Annotated in this window: 17 protein-coding genes; 8 read left to right on the top strand and 9 right to left on the bottom strand. The window is 64.8% G+C overall.

Annotated features, from left to right (window positions below; all coding sequences use genetic code 11):
• Positions 1-166: 166 nt before the first annotated feature.
• Positions 167-1234, bottom strand: a complete 1068-nt coding sequence (locus tag ACFVWT_RS01285) for an arsenic resistance protein (protein ID WP_390247023.1) — start codon at positions 1232-1234, stop codon at positions 167-169.
• Between the two features lie 163 nt (positions 1235-1397).
• On the opposite strand from ACFVWT_RS01285, the gene ACFVWT_RS01290 reads away from it, so the two are divergent.
• Entirely contained in the window at positions 1398-1757 is a 360-nt protein-coding gene (locus ACFVWT_RS01290; RefSeq protein WP_390244535.1) for a hypothetical protein, read from the top strand.
• A 142-nt stretch (positions 1758-1899) separates the two neighbouring features.
• On the opposite strand, the gene ACFVWT_RS01295 is transcribed toward ACFVWT_RS01290, so the two are convergent.
• Both ACFVWT_RS01295 and ACFVWT_RS01300 read right to left on the bottom strand, forming a co-directional pair.
• The gene (locus ACFVWT_RS01295) at positions 1900-3033 is read right to left on the bottom strand and encodes an LCP family protein (RefSeq protein WP_390244537.1); all 1134 of its coding nucleotides are present in this window, start codon (positions 3031-3033) and stop codon (positions 1900-1902) included.
• 52 nt (positions 3034-3085) lie between these two features.
• Positions 3086-3724 carry a low molecular weight phosphatase family protein gene (locus tag ACFVWT_RS01300; RefSeq protein WP_390244539.1) on the bottom strand — a complete coding sequence of 213 codons (639 nt, stop codon included), beginning with the start codon at positions 3722-3724 and terminating at the stop codon, positions 3086-3088.
• A gap of 246 nt (positions 3725-3970) precedes the next feature.
• Between ACFVWT_RS01300 and ACFVWT_RS01305 the strand changes: the two genes are divergently transcribed.
• Positions 3971-4597: a hypothetical protein gene (locus ACFVWT_RS01305; RefSeq protein WP_390244541.1), complete on the top strand. Its 627-nt coding sequence runs from the start codon at positions 3971-3973 to the stop codon at positions 4595-4597.
• 421 nt (positions 4598-5018) lie between these two features.
• On the top strand, positions 5019-7508 hold the full coding sequence (locus ACFVWT_RS01310) for an EAL domain-containing protein (protein WP_390244543.1): 2490 nt from the start codon (positions 5019-5021) through the stop codon (positions 7506-7508).
• Positions 7509-7693: 185 nt separating this feature from the next.
• On the opposite strand, the gene ACFVWT_RS01315 is transcribed toward ACFVWT_RS01310, so the two are convergent.
• A complete protein-coding gene (locus ACFVWT_RS01315; RefSeq protein ID WP_390244545.1) occupies positions 7694-7891 on the bottom strand; it encodes a hypothetical protein in 198 nt (65 codons plus the stop codon).
• A gap of 934 nt (positions 7892-8825) precedes the next feature.
• On the opposite strand from ACFVWT_RS01315, the gene ACFVWT_RS01320 reads away from it, so the two are divergent.
• On the top strand, positions 8826-9614 hold the full coding sequence (locus ACFVWT_RS01320) for a response regulator transcription factor (RefSeq protein WP_390244547.1): 789 nt from the start codon (positions 8826-8828) through the stop codon (positions 9612-9614).
• A gap of 21 nt (positions 9615-9635) precedes the next feature.
• On the opposite strand, the gene ACFVWT_RS01325 is transcribed toward ACFVWT_RS01320, so the two are convergent.
• The 5 genes from ACFVWT_RS01325 to ACFVWT_RS01345 all read right to left on the bottom strand — a co-directional run bounded on the left by ACFVWT_RS01325 (position 9636) and on the right by ACFVWT_RS01345 (position 16025).
• Positions 9636-10100 carry an Hpt domain-containing protein gene (locus ACFVWT_RS01325; RefSeq protein WP_390244549.1) on the bottom strand — a complete coding sequence of 155 codons (465 nt, stop codon included), beginning with the start codon at positions 10098-10100 and terminating at the stop codon, positions 9636-9638.
• Positions 10101-10705: 605 nt separating this feature from the next.
• Complete coding sequence (locus ACFVWT_RS01330) at positions 10706-12100, bottom strand: EAL domain-containing protein (RefSeq protein ID WP_390244551.1); 1395 nt, start codon at positions 12098-12100, stop codon at positions 10706-10708.
• Positions 12101-12263: 163 nt separating this feature from the next.
• Positions 12264-13316 (bottom strand): hypothetical protein, encoded by a 1053-nt coding sequence (locus tag ACFVWT_RS01335; RefSeq protein ID WP_390244553.1) that lies wholly within the window; start codon positions 13314-13316, stop codon positions 12264-12266.
• A gap of 144 nt (positions 13317-13460) precedes the next feature.
• Positions 13461-13976 (bottom strand): hypothetical protein, encoded by a 516-nt coding sequence (locus ACFVWT_RS01340; protein WP_390244555.1) that lies wholly within the window; start codon positions 13974-13976, stop codon positions 13461-13463.
• A gap of 546 nt (positions 13977-14522) precedes the next feature.
• Positions 14523-16025 (bottom strand): DUF222 domain-containing protein, encoded by a 1503-nt coding sequence (locus ACFVWT_RS01345; RefSeq protein WP_390247025.1) that lies wholly within the window; start codon positions 16023-16025, stop codon positions 14523-14525.
• A 418-nt stretch (positions 16026-16443) separates the two neighbouring features.
• Between ACFVWT_RS01345 and ACFVWT_RS01350 the strand changes: the two genes are divergently transcribed.
• The 4 genes from ACFVWT_RS01350 to ACFVWT_RS01365 all read left to right on the top strand — a co-directional run bounded on the left by ACFVWT_RS01350 (position 16444) and on the right by ACFVWT_RS01365 (position 20349).
• Positions 16444-16989, top strand: coding sequence for a hypothetical protein (locus tag ACFVWT_RS01350; RefSeq protein WP_390244557.1), 546 nt, complete (start codon positions 16444-16446; stop codon positions 16987-16989).
• Positions 16986-17267 (top strand): PqqD family protein, encoded by a 282-nt coding sequence (locus ACFVWT_RS01355; protein ID WP_390244558.1) that lies wholly within the window; start codon positions 16986-16988, stop codon positions 17265-17267. The genes ACFVWT_RS01350 and ACFVWT_RS01355 overlap by 4 nt, the downstream gene beginning before the upstream one ends.
• Positions 17268-17334: 67 nt before the next feature.
• Positions 17335-18636, top strand: a complete 1302-nt coding sequence (locus tag ACFVWT_RS01360; protein WP_390244560.1) for a hypothetical protein — start codon at positions 17335-17337, stop codon at positions 18634-18636.
• A gap of 123 nt (positions 18637-18759) precedes the next feature.
• The gene (locus ACFVWT_RS01365) at positions 18760-20349 is read left to right on the top strand and encodes a polysaccharide biosynthesis tyrosine autokinase (RefSeq protein ID WP_390244562.1); all 1590 of its coding nucleotides are present in this window, start codon (positions 18760-18762) and stop codon (positions 20347-20349) included.
• The last annotated feature ends 4 nt before the right edge of the window (positions 20350-20353 follow it).

Genomic DNA, 20353 nt, shown 5'->3' on the forward strand with positions numbered 1-20353 from the left:
ATGTTGGCGGTAAATAGTCTTGAGGAGTCGGTCGGCGGAGGACCTGGTCCCCCTGGGAACTCCCGCCAGTCCGATAACTGGCCCGGACAGCGTTCCGGATCACGTTGAGCTGGGCCGGCGGTGACAAGCCTTCTGAGACCGAGGCTTCCCCAGGCGCCGCCGGCCCTTAGCTCACGTGCCGGAGCCGCGAATCGGCAGGCACAATCCTCGGCAGGAAACGCACGTAGGCAACCATGCCGACGAGCTCCACCAGGGTCTGCGTGACCACGACCAGTGCAGCGAGGGCCAGCGGCTCCGGAAGCGCCAGGGCCAGCGGCAGCACCACCAGCGAATTGCGCGTCGCGCCGCTGAACACCACGGCCAGGGTTGAAGGCGCGTCAAGGCGGGCCGGCCTGGCCGCGAGCAGGCCGAGCGGAACCATGACCACCAGGAACGCGGCGTAAAGCGGCACCACCGCCAGCAGCGAACCCAACTCCTGGCGCACGCCCGCGATCTGCGAGCCCACCACCACGGCCAGCGTTGCCATCATGAGCGGCACCATCAGCGCCTGCATCGCTGCCATAACGGAACGCCCGACGCCGGAACGCCCGACGATGGAGCGACCGACGGCGGAACGCCCGACGCCGGGTGGGTCGCCTTCCCGGCCGCCCGCCTGGCGCGCCAGCCACTGCGTCAGCGCCGCCAGGGCCAGCGGGGCAATGATGAGCCCCACCAGGGCCTGCACGAATGGTGCCGGGTCGATCAAGGACACCAGTTCCGGGCCCACGAACACCAGGAGGTACAGCGGGAGCAGGAGCATCTGCGCGAGCATCAGCACCGGGGACGCGGCGAGCAGCCGGTCGCTGGCTCCGCCGGCCAGGCCGCTGAACACGATCACGTAGTCGATGCACGGGGTCAGGAGTACCAGCAGCACGCCCACCAGCAGTGCCTGGTCCCCGGCGACGAACCGGCTTAGCCCGAACACCACTAGCGGAACCACGGCGAAGTTGAGCACCAGCACGGTGGCCATAAACCGCATGTCGCGCACAGCCCGCCCCAGCGACGCAAACGGGATCCCCAGGAAGGTGGCGTAGAGCAGCAGTCCCAGCACCGGGTTGATGGCCGCTTCCATGGCTGCAGCCGCCCCGGGAGCCAGCAATCCTGCGGCACCGCCGGCGATGATCGCGGCAAGATACAGGCCGATCTGGCGGCCCTCCATCCACGCCACAAATGTCCTGATCCTCACCGGCTCCATCGTAGGCGAACCCATTACCCCATGCCGCAGCCGGGTTCAACGGTCCGCGCCGTTCGTAACGCCACTCGGTCCACATGTGACGCGAAGTGTTGCGTAGGTCACATCCGCTCCATAGGCTGATGGCGGTCGCAGCGTCGCGGCCATGCAGGAATAGGGGAAACACTTGAACGACAAACTCAAGGTTTTAGTAAAGCTCGACCTCGATTGCGGAGAGGCAGAAGTAGCAGCCCAGGGCCATGTGACGGCCAAAAGCATCCAGGCACTGTATGTGGTTGTGAAGAGGGCAAATCATTTGAAGGAAGGACTCCACTTGGTGGTGGATGTGAGCCACGCACGTGTTGAGCCGGCTGCAATGGAGCAGCTGCAGGCATGTTCGGAATCCCACCACCTGCCGGAGTCCATTGATCCGCTCCAGTCGGAATGCAACATCAGCGTTCTGGCTCCGACGGACCTGGCACCCGCGCGGCCGGGTACGCACCCGGCACCCCGGGCGAGGAGCCGGGCCATGAGCCTCGCCGCCTAAGCGGCAGGCAGTACGACGGCGGAAGTACGACGGCGGAACCCGCCAGCAACGTCCCACCACCAGCATCGTCCCACCGCCAGCCAGCCAGCTGTGTAGGCCCATCATCGCCTGCAGCTGTCCCTGAGCGGGTGTGGGCGATCCCTCAGTTCCCTCCTTGGAAGCCATTGGCCGCCACGTAGTCGGCCAGGGTTCCGCTGGCGAGTGCTGCGGACACGGCGGCTATCGCACCGGGATTCTGGAGGACGATCGACTGCCCGTCGGTGCTGGTGCCGAAGCCGCCGTCGGGCAACCGGAAGAAGTACGCATCCTCGGGCCCCACATCACGCAGGCTGACGCCGAGCCGCACCAGGGCCTCGGGGGTGAGTCCGGCGTCCACCATCACGCGCGGCAGTACCGCGTTGACTACATTCATCACGGTTGCCGGATTGGTGAGGGTGCCGGTACTCATGAACTTGCCGATGAATGCTTTCAGGAACGTCTGCTGGTTGCGGACCCGCTGGAAGTCGCCGTCGGCAAAGGCGTAGCGCTCGCGGACGAACTGCAGGGCTTCCGCGCCGGAAATGTGGTTGACTCCGGGCGGGAAGTAGTGCCTGGAGTCCGTGCTTGAGGTGAACGGAACGGTGACGTTCACATCCACTCCGCCAAGGGCGTCCGTCGCGTCCCAGAGCCCTTTGAAGTCCACCAGCACCGTGTGGTCGATGTGCGTGTTGAACAACGTCTCCACGGTCCGGGTCATCAAGGGGATGCCGCCGAGTTCCAGCCCCGCGTTGATTTTGGCCTGTCCGTAGCCCGGGATATCGGCCCACGTGTCGCGAAGGATGGAGATGCCGTAGATCTTCTGCCGGTCCGCCGGGATATGGACAAGCATCAGGACGTCGGCGCGCTGGTCGGCCGGCGTTCCGGCGGCGGCCTGGGCTTCCTCGGCCCGGAAGTCTCCGCGGCTGTCGCTGCCCATGATCAGGACGTTCATGGCAACGGGCGGCGGTTCGGGTGTGGGCGTCGGGGTCGGTGTGGGAGCCGGCTGGGACGGTGACGGTGACGGCGTAGCGGTGGCGCCTTCCGCCGTCGTAATTCCGCTGGCGGTGGGGGCGGGCTGTCCGCCGCGTCCCAACTGCGAGAAGGCGTAGGCGGTGCTGCCGAGGGCGATCACCAGGACCATCGCCAGGACCGCTTTGAGCCAGGTGGGCTGCCGGCGCAGCCAGGCGGGGAGCCATGCAAAGTTTCCCTGCGGCGGCTTACTGTCAGCCGCTCCTTCCGGATCAGACTGGTTGTCCATATCCGGACGGTACCACCGCTGGGGCGTTAAACAACGACGCCGAAAGTCCTGTTTATGCAGGCGTGTTCAGCCGGGCGTAGCGGAGGATTGTGAGGATGGCGGGGGCCAGCTCGTCTTCCATCTGGCGGTACACCTCGGGGCCACGCTTGTAGGGGTCGATCACTTCGTTGTCCGCGCTGTCCGCTGCGAGAGCGAGGTGCCGCACGGAGGCGAGGCGGGCGGGCAGGCCGCGCCACATCGCACCGGCGTCGGACGGTATTTGGGCTTGTGCCTTTTCAGCCGGTGCCGTGCCGGTGGTTACGGCTGCGGCGTCGCGTTCTTCCAGGGCTTCGAGCATGCGCGCGAATTCGCGGATGGTGAAGGTGCGCTTGAGCAGGGAGGCGTCCAGCTGCAGCACCTCGCCGCGGTGCTTGGAGGTCATGGTCAGCACGATGTCCGTGTCCCGGAGGATCTTCGGGGTCAGTTGCCGGGCGGCAAAGCCCTTGTCCGTGCCGCCGTACATGTTCACGATCTCGGCCGACAGCGGCTGGATGGGGTTGCCCACCATGGCTCGGGTGCCGGCGCTCCGCACTTCGAAGCCGCCGGGCAGGACCTGGTCCAGGCCGGCCTGCAGCAGGCGTTCGGCCACGGGGGAGCGGCAGATGTTTCCCGTGCAGACTGTGAGGATCCGAACGGGCGTTGGCGATTCCACGGTGAGGGCTCTTTCCGGATGGGCTGTCAGATCGGTGCGATCCCTGGTCTTCAACTTAACATGCAAGCAGTTCCTGTTCGGGGGCAAACCGCCAGGAGGAACGGGCAGATCTTGATCGAATCTTGACGGTCGATTGCGGGAATCTAAAGGCCCAACAGGCAGAGTGGGGCCAACCGGTGAAGAACACGGCTAAAGCAGCTGGGCGGCCCGGCAGGGAGACCCAACCGAATGCTACGGGGGACGAACATGTCAGAGCTCGCCTATCGAACCAAGCAACGTGCCGGCGTCAACCGCCGGACGCCGGTGTGGGGCGGCACGCGGCCCCTGGCGGCTCCCGTCACTCCCGTATCGGCCGGGTGGACCCAGACCACGACCACACCTCCGGCGCCGACCCCGACCACGGCTCCGGCCACGGAGGCGTCGGCTGTGCTTCATTCGGGTATTCGGGCCCTTCCTTCGACGTCGCATCGTCATGGGACAGCCCATCTCCGTCCTGCCGTCAAGGTGCCCGTCAGGCTTAGCCTTGCTGGCCTCGGCTCCGTCAGCGGTTCCGTGAGCGTGCAGGTGACCATCAGCCCGGCCACGCCAGTCGCTCCGGCAACCGGCGACGTGTCGGTGTCCTTTTCATATGTGGACGTAGGGGCGGTGTCCCTTTCACCGACGCTGAAGCGCGCGGGTAATACGTTCACCGCTGCCTTCGCCTGCGCTGTGGCAGCGGGTTTAGAGAACTTGGACTTCGACTTCTGCGGCCACAGCTACCGTGGGAGGAACAGTGACCGCGGCGACTTCTCGGTGGCCACCGAGGTCACTTTCCAGGAGCACGGCCAGCAGGCGCCGACAGTTCTGTCCTCCGGCGCCCTGATCCGCCTGTAGGGCTACGACGCATAGACCCGTCCCGCGACTCCCGGGGGCAGGCGGCAGGCGCCCAGGCTTCTTCGCAGGGCGACCTTCTTTGCAAGGCGACCTTCATTGCAATGCGACCGCGTTGAGTCCGCTATTCACCACTGAATCGTCAGCATCTGAAGTAGTTGTTTCGTTGTGGTTTTTGGTGTGGGTCGATGTGGGGTGGCGGGATGAACCAGGGGATCCCGGTTTTGACCTGGATCTGCCACTGGGCGGTTTCCAACCATCGTCGCACCAAGCTCTGTCTGAAGGTAACAGAATCTCTGCCTGGCCCACTAGGAGCTGCTCTCAGTCCCGGCTAGGCTACAAACTCAGAATGGCACTTCAGCCAAAGCCGCTGGCGTGAAGGTAAGAGGGCCTACAGCGGAAGCTGCCTGCCGGGGGGATATTAATGGCTGAGGAGCACCACGATGACCTGATTATGCAGTCGCTGCTGCTCGATGAAATTGGCCAATCGGTCATCGGCATGGACGAGCAGTGGCGGATCACGTACTGGAACCGCGCGTCGGAAAGACTCTATGGGTTTGGCCGTGCAGAGGCATTGGGGGCGAGGATCACCGATCTTGCCATTGTCGGTGCTGAGCCACAGGGGCAGGGTGCCACCGCCCAGGAAATAGCAAACACGCTCGCCAGCGGACGGGACTGGGCCGGGGAACTCTGGATGCGCCACCGGGACGGCTTGGACTTCCCGGTCCATGCAACGGTAAGCCCGATCCGCGGGCGGCACACCGTGCCGGTCGCGGTCGTTGCAATCTCGAAGGACATCACTGACCGTAAGCACAGGGAGGCGATTCTGCGCCGACTATCAGCCATGGTGGAATCTTCAGGGGATGCGATCATCGGCGCTGATCTGGCTGGCACGATCACCAGCTGGAACGCAGGAGCCACACGAATGTTGGGTTGGAGCTCGCGGGATGCAGTCGGTCAAAGCTACCGATTGCTGACGACTCTTGACACTTCCGGTTCCGGTTTCGGTGACGAAGTCGCGGCTCGCATTGGCAGCGGAACCTTCGTAACCGGGGTGGAGGCGCGTTGGCGCTGCAAGGACGGGTCGTTGATCGATGTGGAACTGACCGTGTCCCCTGTCTACGGTCCGGACGGCGCGCAGGTAGGTGTCTCTGCGATCGCCAGGGATGTCACCGAGATCCAGCGGCTGAAGGCAATGGCCGCGGCCGAGCGTGAGAGGCTCCTGGCCGCCCAGGAGATGGCCCACGTCGGAAGCGTCGAATACACGGCCGCGACCGGGGATACTTGGCACTCGGAGGAGTTCTCCAGGATCACCGGACGGGCGGATAACACCGCAAACTCCCGCGAATCAATGCTGGAGCTGACGCATCCGCAGGACCAGGATCTGGTTCGCAGGATCTGGAAGAGTCTGGACAACGGGGCTGACTCCGCGGATTTCGAATACCGGATCATCAGGCCGGATGGCGAGCAGCGGTGGCTGCATTCCCGGATCCGGAGCGTGAAGGGCCCGGATGGGAAACCTCTCAGGTTCCTGGACACTGTCCTGGACATCACTGAACGCAAGAACGCGGAACAGATTCTGGAGTGGCGGGCCCGCCATGACGCCCTGACCGGTCTGCCCAACAGATACATGATTACCGAAGTACTCCAGGGCTGCCTCGCACGCGCCTCCCGGCCGGTGGTGATGTTCGTCGACGTCGACCGGTTCAAACTCATCAATGACGGCATAGGCCACGGAGCCGGCGACGCCATACTCATACTTCTGGGTCAGCGGCTCAAAGCTGCCGTGAGGGCTGGCGATACAGTTGCCCGGTTTGGAGGCGATGAATTCGTCGTTGTCGCCGAGCACCTGCAGATGCGCGGTGCGAAGGCGCTGGCGGAACGGATCCGGGAGTCCACCCGCCGCCCCTTCGAGGTCGACGGGCGCCAGATCTATTTGAATGTCAGCGTGGGCATCGCACTCGCAGCCCCGGACGACACCGCCGAACTGATGCTGCAGGGGGCTGACTCGGCCATGTACAGGGCCAAATCAGCCGGCGGGGATTCCTCGGCCGTCTATGACGTCCGTATGACCGGCAGGGCCGCCGGGCGTCTTGACCTGGAATCCGACCTGAGGCTGGCCCTGGGCCGCGGAGAGCTTTCCCTCAACTATCAGCCAATCATGGACGTCGCCACAGGATCGCCTATCGGGTTCGAGGCATTGCTGCGATGGCACCATCCCGAACACGGACTGGTGATGCCGGACACGTTCATTCCCATCGCCGAGGAAACCGGGCTGATCCTTCCAATCGGCGCCTGGGTGCTGCACGAGGCCGTGCGCCAGGTGCAGGAATGGCGCAGAGACCTGCTTGGCGCGGAAAACTTCTCCGCTGGCGTGAATATTTCCGGCCGCCAGCTCGTGGCGAAGGACTTCCCCGACGTGGTGGAAGCAGCCATCCTCGCCTCGGGCATTGACCCTGCCGCCGTCCATCTCGAAGTGACCGAAACGGTGCTTATGGATCAGCCCGACCTGCCCAAAGCAACCCTGCACCGGCTCGCCCGCCTTGGGGTCGGTCTCTCAATCGATGACTTCGGCACCGGGTACTCATCCCTGAGCTATCTCAAGTGGCTCTCAGCCCGGACCTTGAAAATAGACCGCACCTTCGTTGACGAGCTGGGAAGACCCCACGGTGCGACCATTATCGAACTCGTCCTCGGCATGGCCGGTAGCCTGAACCTCGACGTGATAGCAGAGGGAGTGGAGACTAGTCACCAACTCTCAGAACTTCGCCGTCTGGGGGTGCGGCACGCTCAGGGCTTCCTGTGGAGCAAGCCCATGCCGCCGGAACGCGTCCCGGCCTGGCTGGCCGCCCTCCCCCGCACGAATCCTGGCTCGAGAATCCCTGACACCAGAGGATCACGATCTGCTGTGTGATCGTCTGACCCGCACAGAGCGTTGCCCGCAGATTATGGCCGCACAGGCCGATCCGGAGGCATGAGCCAGCCGGGCTCGAGCCGCAGAACCGGTCTAACGGACAGTAAGCTGCTATTCCCGCTGGATAATTTGCTGAGGGCGCTGTGACTTGCAGTCCGGTTTCAAGTGGCTGTCCTTGGCAGGGTTCAGCTCGATATCTCTGCCGACCATCGCCTGATGTCTTCCTCGCTGAACCTGGCGTCCGGGATTGACCGGCGCAGCTCATCTGCAAGGACCTTCTCAACAACAAACAACGGACGGCCACGCAGTGCGGAACCCAGGCGGGTGAGCACATCATTGAGTTGCATCACGAGCGCATAGAGGCGCTCATTTTCAGACGGCATTGGCTGGCCCCCACCCATACGCTCTCATCCCTTTCCCCATTAACGTTTTGAGAGTTTGGCAGCTGTTCTTCCTTAATCTTGTTTACCTGTCGGGTCTAGACGGATCAAGGAACCAGGCTGCCTTCACGGTGATTCTGCATCCGAGCGCATGCGGCAGCCGGCACGGCTTTCTATCGTCACAAGTCACGGAGCCAGATCATTGCTGTATCAGCTGAGGTGAAAAACCGCGCCGGGCAGGGCAGGGCGCTGCCGGACAGGAAGAACTTCGCCAACACAGCGTCAACCGGTGTTGATCCCAGGAGTGCGATCCGAGTAGCCGGTCCCGGAAGAGTAAGAACCTTCCGCGCCTTGCAGCTCAGCCAAACCGGCGCGGCCAGGGTGACAAGCATTGGATACCGCTGGTCACCGCAAATCTTCTTCAACGCCGCCATAGCGGCCCTGGCGTCCACCTCGTTGATGGCCTGCCCGGGAGCCCACCGCAGATGAAGGATCCCCTCTGCCAGTTCGATTGTGCCTCTGGCTTCCCCAATCGAGACCTCCACTGCCCTCACCCCCGTCCTGCCTTCAAACTCCTCTGGACAGGCGTCCAGCAACGGTCACCGGCCCGGAACAAGTCTCGCTCACTTTACACTCAAGTCACTAAACCGTGACAGGCCATGACAAGTTCCCCGATGCAAGAGGGGTAAATGAGACAAATGAACCAATAACCCATACGCGACGGATCCCGATTTATAAACTCGGAAGATTCGAAGCCCGGACGCAATTAGCCGGCGATGTTGTAACAGTACGCGTCACATCATAATGAACTACATTCATTATTTATTCCTGCTAAATGTTATGCAAAGCCGGCTTGGCATTGTAGCTTGGAAACGGAGGGCAAATTCCGTATCAGTACTGGGCTGATATGGATTCGCCCGCGCAAAAGGTGGGGGCCATGAGTGACTTGGGCGTGGCCGTCGTCATTGAAGACGACGACGACATGCGGAATCTTCTGCAGGCGGTGCTTCTTCAGGCAGGCTTCGAGGTGCATTCAGCCACGAGCGGCCGGGAGGGGGTGGAAGTCGTGAGGGACAAGCACGCAAACATCGTGACCCTGGATATCGGCCTGCCGGACATAGACGGGTTCGAGGTCCTGCGGCGCATCCGGCAGTTCAGCAACGCCTATGTGATGATGCTTACCGGCAGAACCGAGGAGCCGGACCTGTTGACCGCGCTGCACGCCGGAGCGGACGACTACATCACCAAACCGTTCCGCCCTCGGGAGGTGCGGGCCAGGATCGGGGCCATGATGCGTCGTCCCCGGCACCACCCGTCCGGCCAGGAGCCACCGGCGGGCGCACCGGCATCTTCCACCGGCGCGGAACGGCAGGAGGGCGTCCTGCAGCACAACGGGCTGTCGTTGAATTCCAAGAGCCGGACGGCCGAGCTGGCAGGGGAATCGCTGGAGCTCACTCGGAGCGAGTTTGACCTCCTTCACGACCTGTTGCGCGCCGGCGGCGAGGTGCGTTCCAGAACAGAACTGGTACGTGTGGTCCGGGGCGATTACTACAGTCAGGACACCTACATCAGCGATTCGGACCAGCGGGCCGTCGAGGTGCACGTGGGAAATCTGCGCCGAAAGCTCCGCGAAGACCCCGAATCGCCCCGGTGGCTGCAGACTGTCCGGGGCGTCGGGTACCGGCTCGCGCCCGACAGCGCGGCACGGCAGAACGGGCGGTCATAAACCCACGATCTGGGGTGCTACTCAGGGTGTCCTCGCCTTCAGGACATAGCTGCGTTCGAGTTCTTTCACCGTTGCACTTCCATAGTCATCGACCGTGGCCAGGAGCTCCTCGCCGCCTTCCATGTCCCCCGCCTGTATGAGGGCGTGCAGCGTCCCTGCCAGGTAAGCCAGCCGCATCCCTCCGATCATGGCCGCCGATATTCGCACGCTGATGACCGCATCAAGCGCCGCTGACCGTTCGCGCCGCTCCAACGCCGCGGAGAGAGCCAGCTGCCGCCGCCGCCAAATCAGGATGTAGTCCCGGGCAAAGTTCCATGCGATGTCCGGGCTGCCGAGATCTTCTTCCAGTTCTGCGAGAACTGCCAAGTCCACCAAAGGCAGCTCGTCGACCCCGTCTCCGAGGCTTGCCGATTGCTGCAGGTCGGACGGTTGCTGGTGGACGCTGTCCGCGCTGCGGGCGCCGGGCTCGGGGGCTGAACTGGACATCTCATAAGGCTACGTGCCCGGATTCCGTAATAGCCGGCGGAAGGTAGAAACTGCGGAAACCTTGTGGCTTCCTTGAGCGGCTGATCATGGCCGGAGGTGGCCGAAGCTGGTTTCCCTTGGGGTAGACGATCCGAGGGCGGGCAGCCTACCCGGCCGACAGCGCCATGATGACGACGACGGTGGTGAGGACCAAGAGAGTTCCCAGCAGGGCGTAGGCCGGCCATTTCGGGCCCGAACGATGAGGGTTGATGTCAAGGTACGGCATGGTCTCCTATCCGTTGCTTTCCGTGAGTGCTTTGGCCCTCGCCCGGGTATGTCGGCGCAGGATCAGGTGCGCGCTGATCGTGATCGTCAGTGACACGAAGAGAAAAATCGCCAGGGAAGTAATGTACCGGGTGAAATCCACGGGGCGGGGGACCTTTCGTCGGGGGAACCGGGGCTGATACTAACCGGGAGTTCAGGATCCACACAGTCATATGCGCAGGGCCGGGGAGCAGGATGACTCTCTGATCCCTGCGCGACCGGCACCGGCGGTCATGTCAGTTTCCATTGGTGGCGACATGGGGGAACAGCGCCCCTACGGCGTCGAACGAACGCCCGCCTGCTTAGCTGTTTGCGTTCCGGTTTCCGAGGTCTACAGGCCATTTGGCCCATTCCTCAGGCTGGATCGTTGGCCGGCCCAGGAAGTAGCCCTGGCCTGCGGTCATTCCGAGGCCGGTCACGGCGGCGAGTTCGGCGGCGGTTTCTATGCCTTCGGCGACGAGGGTTGCCCTGGTTTGTCGGGCGAATTCGACCATGGCCGCCCCAAGTGCATGTTGCCCGATGTCTTCGTTGATGCCGGCGATGAGGCTGCGGTCCAGCTTGATGATGTCGGGCCGGAGGTGCAGGATGTGGCGCATGGAGGCGAACCCGGAGCCGGCATCGTCCACGGCTATGCGCAGTCCACGCCTTCGCAGGGGTGCAAGTTCCGCGGTTAGGACGCCGTAGTCCTCCACCTCCAGGCGTTCGGTCAGTTCCAGGACAATCCGGTCCAGAGGAACGGGTGAGAGGGCCAGTGTTCCCTGCAGCCTGCGGTCCAGGCAGGTGGCCGGGGAGAGGTTTAGCGCCAGATACACGCCGGCGGGGAGGTCATGCGCTGCCGAGAGGGCTGCTTCCATCGCGGCGAATTCGAGCTGCGGTCCGAGTCCGACAGCGGTGGCTTCATTGAACCAGTACTCGGCCGGGGCGCCGTTGTCGCTGACGAAACGGGACAATGCTTCGACGCCGATTACGTTTCCTGAGCCCAAATCGTGGATGGGTTGAAATGCCGTGAACAGCAGTTGCCCGTCAATAACTTCCCGGATGCGGGCCCTGCTGTGGTCGGCAGCGGCCTCCTCCGCGGTCCTGCCTGCCAGGAGCCGGCTCGTGCCGTGGGATCCGCCGCGCTGTCCGGCTGCGGCGGGACGTGTTTTGCCGGAGGATTCCATCCAGACTGTGCTGCCGTCACGGTGCCGGCACCGGACGATCACACCCGTCCAAAGCGAGGTGTCAGTCTCCTGGGAGGACTGCACGGTTTCCCGGGCCCGGACCAGGTCGTCCGCTTCGATCACCATGCTGCACGGCTTGCCGATCAGTTCGGAGGCGTGGTACCCGAGCAAAGTTTGGCTGGCGCTGCTGGAGAAGGTGAAATATCCCAGATCATCGACGGCCCACAGCCACTCCCTGCTGGTGCAGAGAACGGTGTCGATGAGCTCGACGGCGCCCTTGGCGCGGATCCTCTCCCGCCGTCGGGCCTTCACTAACCTCATGATGTAGAGCGCCGCGGCGTGAATCAGGATCACCACCAGGGATCCGGCGATGATCTGCGCTGCGGAAGGCGTGAACGGTACCAATGGCAGAAGCAACAGTGCAGCCGCTGTGCTCAGCACCAGCGCTGCCTGGACGGCCAGAACGCAGGTGAGGATGTTCCGTCCGTTCGCACCGCTGGTGTTGTGGTGGACGCTCAGCTCGGGGGCAAGCATTGAAAGAAGCGACGTTGCATCGCGGTGGGGCCGGTAGTCTCCGGGCATGACAGTTTCCGGTCGGTCGGGGCCCGTCAGGCCGCCACGGGCGGGCATGTCATCACGTCGGTTGCTCGGGTCGTTGCTTGGTTTCGCGGCCCGCGTGTCGGGCCGGGACCATCCCTTACCGGGTGACATCGGCGTTTCTGCGGGTGGCCCGGCGGGTTCCGTCGGCCGGTACGGCCGTGTTACGGCCGGAAGGGCGCTGGCGGCGCAGCAGGAGGACTGATAGGAGGGCTGTGATGGCTAACGCCGCCGCGACTGCTGCGGGAACAAGCCAGGGCATTTCGCTGTCCGGGGCGGGGGACACGGCTTCGCCGGGTCCGGCCGCGGGGAATGTGACCGGCGCCGAGGCCTCCCGTTCCATCAGGCCGCTCCTGAGTCCGACGTTCACGGTCCAGGGACCATCGGGGAGTTCGGATGGCAGCGTGAAGATCACGTTTTGGGCTTTGCCCGGGGCAATGGTTGTGGCGTTCTGGATGCCGAAGGGCCCGGCGGACAGTCCTCCGGGACCGGCCGCGAGGCGAAGGTCCCCGGTAACGTCAAGGGCGCGTCCGCCCGTGTTGGTCACGAGCGCGCTGAGCTGCGGATTACCCTGCTCATCCCGCGACGGGGTCAGGGAGGTGATGGTGAAGTCGGCCGGCTTGCCGTTCCCGGGCCCGACGGACAGGTAGACGCGGATCCCGACCCTGTTGGCCTGGACGACGCCGCCCTGACCGGCTGCGCTGCGGACCTCGGCCCACACGGCGCCGTACTGTTCGCTTTCCGGTGCATCGGACGGAACCTTGATGGTCACGGGAACCTCCGCCTTGGCCCCCGCGGCAACGTTGACTTGCGGTTGGCCCACGGCCGTCCAGGTGCTGAGGTCATTCTTGGATCCGGCGTCCTCACCGATGAAGGACCCGCCGTCGATACGTGCCGCTCCGGCGTACAGGCGGATCATCTGCGCGGACCCTGTGTTGTTCTCGACCTGGATGCGGCGACTGATTTCGGCGCCGGGCGCGAGCCTGTCAATAATATAGGTCCGTGCCCGGGGATCGTCTTTGGTGCTGGCCGGGATATCCAAGAGCCTGATGCCGATGCCGGCGGGTGCAGGCGCGGTCGACGCCGGCGGCGGACCCGCCGCCGCAGCGACCGCGGCGGAAAAGGCGAGCATGATCATCACGGACAGTGTCATCAGGAAACGCAAAACGGCGACCTCGGGTTAGTTGGGAAGCATGGATCAGGTGCCAGGTGCCAGGTCCGGGGACCTGGCACCTGTTCCGGGTGCCGTCACGTCGGTCTGCGGGCACCCGGAACAGGAGTCTCGTGGTCCGAAGACCTAGAGAACGGAGTGGGTCAGCGTTGCCGTGTAGACGTCGGCCAGGGCATCTGCCGGGGCGGCGACGCTCAGGTCTGCGTTCCAGATGGCGGAGTTGTTCCCGGTGACGGCCGTGGCGGCCTGCACCGTCTTGGCGGTGGAGAGGTCCGTCTGCGTGGTTCCTTCAACGGTGACGGTTCCGGTCGGGACAGCCGCAGCCGGAGCGTAGGTGGCCAAGGTTGCCGGAATGACGTTACTGGGTGTGGCTCCCACGAAGTTGGACAGGACAACCTGAGCGGCCCAGCCTGCTTCGCCGGCGCGGGTGTCGGTGACCTGCACACCGGACAGCGTCGCAGATGCACTTCCGCCGGGAGTGATCGTGGTGAGGTCTGCGCCGACAGGAGCTGAGATCGACAGCGAACCGACCGGAACCTCGACGGTCGCGGTGGTGTCAGCCGCCGACGCCGGCAGCGCTATGGAACCGATCAGGGCCGCGGAGGCTGCTACAACAAGTGATGCACGGGAAAAACTACGCATGGATTTGAGACCTTTGCTGGAAGTGGAGTGACGGCGAAACATCCCGGCGGATCGACCCACTGCCACGCGTCCCATTGACGGAACCAGTGTCCGCACCAGGTGATCTCCGGTACTTTGAAGCTAACAGCGGCAACGGGGAAGTTTATCCATACTGTGGAGAAACTGGGTGCCACTTAAGCCGAAGGCGCCATAACTGTGGAAACCCTGCGCATTCAGTGGACTTCCACGCTCGGAACGTCACGAAACCCATTTCGCGCTTTCGGCCGACAAGTCAACAGCAGAACATTCCAAGGCTGCAACCCAACCCTTAGCGGCCCGCCAAAGCCATGGCCGGGTAGGGCGCAGCGTGTGACAGTTGCTGATCGCACATACGTGGTCGTGGACCCTAGAGTTATCGAAGCCAAGGTCCAGCACTTCCAGCCACAACATAAAGAAAAGGACAAAGAATCGCTCGCGCTTCTCTGTAAACCCCGAAGGCCCCATCTTCCGCGTACCGCGTCGTGAACGTCCCACAAATACACCGCTTTCAGTCAGGTGTTGCGACGCTCACGAGAGAGCACTCTGCTCTTTATGGATCAGGTGGTGATGATGGGAGCAGAGGAGGGTGCCGTTCTCTGTGCTGGTGGTTCCGCCGTGTGACCAGTAGGTGATGTGGTGGGCTTCGCACCAGGGTGCGGGGATGGTGCAGTTCGGGAACGCGCAGCCCTGGTCGCGGGCGGTGATGGCTTTGCGGATGTGGGGCGGGAAGATCCGGGTGGTCCGGCCGATATCGAGGACGCGGCCCTCGCTGCCGAGCAGGACCGGGATGATGTCCGCGTCGCAGGCGATCTTGCGGACCGTGGAGGCTGTGACGGTGCCCGTGAGGGTGCCGGGGATGGTCCCGGTGCCTGACGTGCCGGTTGGCCCGTCGCTGTTGTGGTCGAGCCGGTCGAGGCGGTTCAGGAGGTCGCGGTAGTCGATGGTGACCATGACCTGGGGACGGAGCCCGCCCGCGGCGGGGAGGGTTCCGCTGGCGAGGGCGGCTGTGGCGGCGCCGACGAGGCCGTCCAGGAGCTGCTGGGGCCGGGTCCGCCGGTCCAGCCCGCTGCCGCTACTGGTTCCGTCGGTGCCTTCAGGCTGGCCTGGTTGGGTGCGGGGGTTGGTGGCGGTGTTCATCACGGTCAGGAGGGGTTCGAACTGGTCCGGGGTGGCGAAGAATTCCACGTGGTGCAGCCCGCGGCGGGGTTTCCGGATGAAGACGCCCTGCCGGCACCGGAGCTCCTCCTCGGAGGGTTCGGCGCCGTCCTGGTCGATCGCGTCAACGAGTTGCCGGGCGATGCGGGCGAGGAAGTCGGTGTCGTTCTCGACCGCGGTGCGGGTCAGGGTGTGTTCCATCCGGGCCATGGTGTGGTCGGGGGCGTGGTGCCGGACCCGGTCCAGGGCGAGGGTGATGATGGTCGCGGACCGGGAACCCACGGACCCGGATGCCACGGCCGCGGCCAGCTGAGGGCGGGCCGGAGGTTGGGGGTGGCCGGTGATCCCGGTCCGGGGCAGTATCGCTTCGGCCAGGGCGAGCCGGCGGCGGGCTTCGCCGGCGCCGATCCGCAACCTCAAACGGAGGAACTCGGTGGTGTTCCGGCACCCGTCATCGGCCAGATCAGGATCATTGGTCTTCGGCGTGCCCGGGCTCGGCACGTGATCCGCGGCGGCCCCGGTGCCTCGTTTGCTGTCGCCCGGGCCGGCATCCGTTTGGCCCGCCGTCCCGGCCGCCCAGCCGATCGGCCCGTGCACGGCAGTCTCGTTTCCCCACCCGGTGGTCCAGCCGACAGCCGAGCCAGCACCGGAGCCAGCCCGCGCAGCAGCGGAGGCCTCCCGCCGCGACCGCTCCACCGCCCCGGCAGCAACCACCTGCAAATACTCAACGGCGCGGGAGGCTTCCTCGACGTTGGAAGCGAAGTCAGCAGCCTCCCGGAAACCCAACACCGCAGCGTCCGCAACCGCCGTCGAACTCAAAGCCGCCAGCAACTCAAGGCACCGGGCCAGATCACCGGAACCACCGCCGTCGAACATGCCGTCGAGCTCCGTCGGCTCGCCGACGAGGTCAACCGACGGCACAGCTCGCAGGGTCCGGTTGGGCGTGGCCGAGTCGAAAGCGCGTCGTAAATCCGCCCTAGGCGCAGGACCTGGTTCGGGGCGAATTCGCCAACGGCTTCCATGGGATAACTCTGCCAAAGGGGTCCGACATTCAAGCTCGCTGCTCTGCGCAACAAACCCCGAAAGCCGTGATTTGTTGTGGGAGCGATGAAATCTCAATTCCGCCTTATCGCTCAATTTTGCATGCACAGGAAACCTTGACCGAATCTTGCAAAACGGTTGCGTGAACCTTTCGCGTCGTTGGGGAAAGTGGGTGCAACCGGCGGAAACGCGGTGAAAGCATCTGGCCGGTCCACGAGGGCTGGCCCCAGTCGAAATCCATGTGGGGGCGCAATTGTCTGAGGTTCTGAACGCAGAGGTCACGAGCGGCGAAGAGGACGGGTTCAGCCGCCGCAGGGTAGTAAAAGGTGTGGCTTGGTCGGTGCCCGTTATCGTCACAGCCATCGCGGCTCCGGCTGCAGCGGCGTCGGGCGGCGCGACCGTTACGGTCCTGGGCGCCGGTTCAGCAATTACCTTCGTCGGAGGGGGCAAGGGCGGCAACGGTCCCACGGGCTTCCAAGTTGATAACGCGGTTGGGACCATCAGCGGAAGCGTGACAATTACGCCTGTGGGTACGGTTCACGCCAAAATTGGCGTACAGCAGCCCGCATCTGGTGAATTCCAAGCTACGACGTTCAACGGGTACGAGTCCACGACTTTGTTCGCACATGCAGCCGGATCACAGGTGGTTTTTCCCGTCACTTTTACGGCCGCAGAGGATACTTCGCCGACGACAAAACCCAGGCCCTCCGACGTGTACAACTACGTGGTGACAGTTGCGGTTACGGTCTCGGGTTTGACCGTCCAAACGCAGACCAACCTGTCCATCAAGTTCAAATGATCTACCACCGCTCCACCGACGTCGCCGAAGTCCGCTCCGAATCCGCCGGCCGGGTTGCCCTGCTCCACTTGGACGCAACCCAGCCGGTGGTCCTCGACGGCACTGCGGCGGTCATTTGGGAACTTCTCGACGGGCGACGCGACCAGTCGGACGTCATTGCCGAACTGGAAGCGGCCTTCGAGGACGCGGCGGGTGAACTGGCGCCCCAGGTGGAGGCCTTCCTGGCCAGCCTGGAGGCCCAGCGGCTCATCGAAGCCGCGGCCGGCGCGGACCAGTAACCAAGAGGACCAGTAGCCAGCGCAAACCAGTAACCGAGCACCAACCGGCAGGACTGATGGGGGAGTCATGAAAGGCGAGGACAAAGAGCGCGGCGCCAATGCGCAGCTCGACTGGGGCTTCCCCGGCGAATGGATCTTCGGGGACTTCAAGGGCGCCGGCGAAATCCTGAGCGTCGTCGTCCTGGGCACGCAGTTCGCCATCCGCTGGGGCCGCGCGGTCACGCCCGAGCAGCAACACAGCATGCGCTCGGCCTGGTCGCGCTGTGCCGGCACCGAGGCGCCGTTGGTCCCGCCGCTCGCGAAGGAACCCACCGAATCCCTCCCGTTCTCCGCCTCCGTTTCGTATATGTCACTGATGCACGACGGCGGGACGTTCGCCCTGCAGGCAGCCTCCTTTGAGGAGCTGGCTGAGAACCTCACCTCCCGCCTGACGGTCGCGGCCATCCTGGAAAACGCCGGCGAATTCATGATGCTCCACGCCTGTGGCGTCGCCGATCCCGCCACCGGCGCCGTGGTGGCGCTCGTCGCCAAGTCCGGCACGGGCAAAACCACCGCGGCCTCGGTCCTGGCCGGGACGTACGGGTATGTCACGGACGAAACCGTCGCCATCGGGCCGGACGGTTCGGTGCTTCCCTACCCCAAGCCGCTGTCCCTGAAGCAGGGTCCGGGCGCACCCAAGCACCAGGTGGGTCCGGATGAACTCGGCCTCCAGCCGACACCGGCCAAGCCGTTCATCCAGTCCATCGTCCTGCTCGACCGGACTGAACCAAACCGGACCGAACCGAGCCGGACCGAACCGAACAAAGCCGCAAACCACGCACCAACCCTCCGCCAACTCCCGCTGGCGGACGCACTGCTCGTGCTCATCCCGGATTCGTCCTCGCAGGCCGAAATCGATGAGCCGCTGCAGTCGCTGTGCCGGCTGATCGACCGTGTGGGCGGGGTGTGGCAGGTGACGTACTCCGAGGCTGCGGACCTGCCCCAAGCCCTGGAACCGCTGTTCAAAAAGCAGCGTCGCTCCAAGCCAACGTGGGAAGCCCGCCCAACGGCAGGACCAACAGGAGCGGCAGCCACAGCAGCAGCAGAAGCCGAAGCGGGAGAAATCCCCGCAGGCTGGATCCGCCGGGTGGAACCCAAGGATGCCGTGACTGTCGACGGCGACCTGCTGGTGATGCTGGAATCCGAGATCGTGCGGCTGAGCGGGATCGGGCCGGCCATCTGGGAGGCAACAGCCAGCGCCGTCACCCTGAACGAACTGACGGAAGCAATCGCACAAGTGCACGGCCGACCAGAGGACTACCGGGCCGCCGTCGCCGCAGCCGCGGGGCAGCTCATCGCCAAATCAGTCTTGGAGCAGGGCGGCGAATAGCCGCCCACCGCGTGCGGGGACGCCCACCGCGTGCGGGACCACTCGAACGCGGGGGACCGCCCGACGCAGTAACCCGGCAACGAAGACCGGTCAGAGAAACATACAAACTTGGAAGGAACCACCATGAGCGTCAACACCGCGCCCGGCGCCGAAGCACCTGCCGGCCTGGACCTGGCCGACTACCTTCGGGTGGTTCGGGTGTACTGGAAGGCAATCGTCGCCTTCACGCTGCTGGCCACGTTGACGGCGTTCGGCTGGACCGTCCTTCAGCCCAAGATCTACTCGTCCGATTCCAGCGGCATTGTGGTCACGCCCGGCTCGGACAACGTGAGCCTCTCCCTGGCGGGGGACAGCCTGGCCAAGGCAAAGGTCAAGAACTACGAGTCCGTGGCCAAGTCCCGCCTCGTCGCCGACCGGGTCATCGCCTCCCTGGAACTGAAAACAACCGCAGACGCCCTGCTCGGCACCATCAGCGTGAAGGTTCCGCTGGATACCGCGGAGATCCGGGTGACGGCCCAGTCGCCCGATCCCGCGACCGCCCAGCGCGTGGCGGACGCCTGGGTGAACGGCCTCGCCGCCCAGGTGGAAGCGATCGAAACAGCCACACCAGAAACAGCAACGCCCGACGCCGGCACCTCGCCGGGCGCTGCCCTCGCACCTGCGGCGACGGCCTCCGCCGTCAGGATCCTCCCGCTGGGCAAGGCGGTTCTTCCCACCAGCCCGGTGTCCCCGAACGTCAAGCTCACGCTGGCGCTCGGTGCGCTGATCGGCCTGGCCCTCGGCGTGGCCTATGCGCTGGTCCGCCGGCACCTGGACCGGCGCATCCGCAATGCCTCCGAAATCGAGCGGCTCTTCGACGTCCCGGTGATCGGCACCCTCCCGGTGGACCACCGCCTGGACGAAAAGAGCACCATCCTGGACGCCGGTGCCGCAGCCCAGCTGCACGACGCCGGCGGGGCCATGGCCGAGGCACTTCGGGAACTGCGCACCAACCTCAGCTTCCTGGACGTGGACCAGCCGCCGCGGATCATCGTGGTCACCAGCTCCATGCAGGCCGAAGGCAAGTCCACCGTCACGGCCAACCTGGCGGTCACCATGGCGGCCGCCGGCGAGAACGTGGTGGTGGTCGACGGCGACCTCCGCCGCCCCACGCTGGTGGACGTTTTCAACCTGGTTCCGGGAGTCGGGGTCACCGACGTGCTCACCGGCACCGCCGAACTGGAGGATGTCCTCCAGCCCTGGGGTGCCCTGCCGAACCTCTCGGTCCTGGGCTCCGGCCGCGTTCCGCCGAACCCCAGCGAGCTGCTGGGGTCCAAGGCCATGAAGAACATGCTCAACGCGCTGGCTGAGAATGCGATTGTCCTGATCGACGCCCCGCCCCTGCTGCCGGTCACGGACGCTGCCGTCCTCTCCCGCGTGGCGGATGGTGCCATCGTGGTGATCCGGACGGGCAGGACCACCCAGGAGCAGCTGGGGCAGTCGCTCGGCAACCTGGAAAAGGTGAAGGGCCGCATCCTGGGCGCTGTCCTGAACTACGTGCCCACCAAGGGCACCGACGCCTACTCCTACTACGGGACGTACACCTCCGCGCCTGAAACGCAGGATGTCCCGGAGTTCGCGCACCCGGACGCTGTGTCGCACGAACCCCAGTGGGACACCGAGCGCGACGACGTCCTGGAACCCGCAACGGCCGGCCGCCGGGCACGGGGCTAGGCCC

The sequence above is a fragment of the Arthrobacter sp. NPDC058288 genome (assembly GCF_042880995.1).
In the GTDB taxonomy this organism is placed as follows: Bacteria; Actinomycetota; Actinomycetes; order Actinomycetales; family Micrococcaceae; genus Arthrobacter.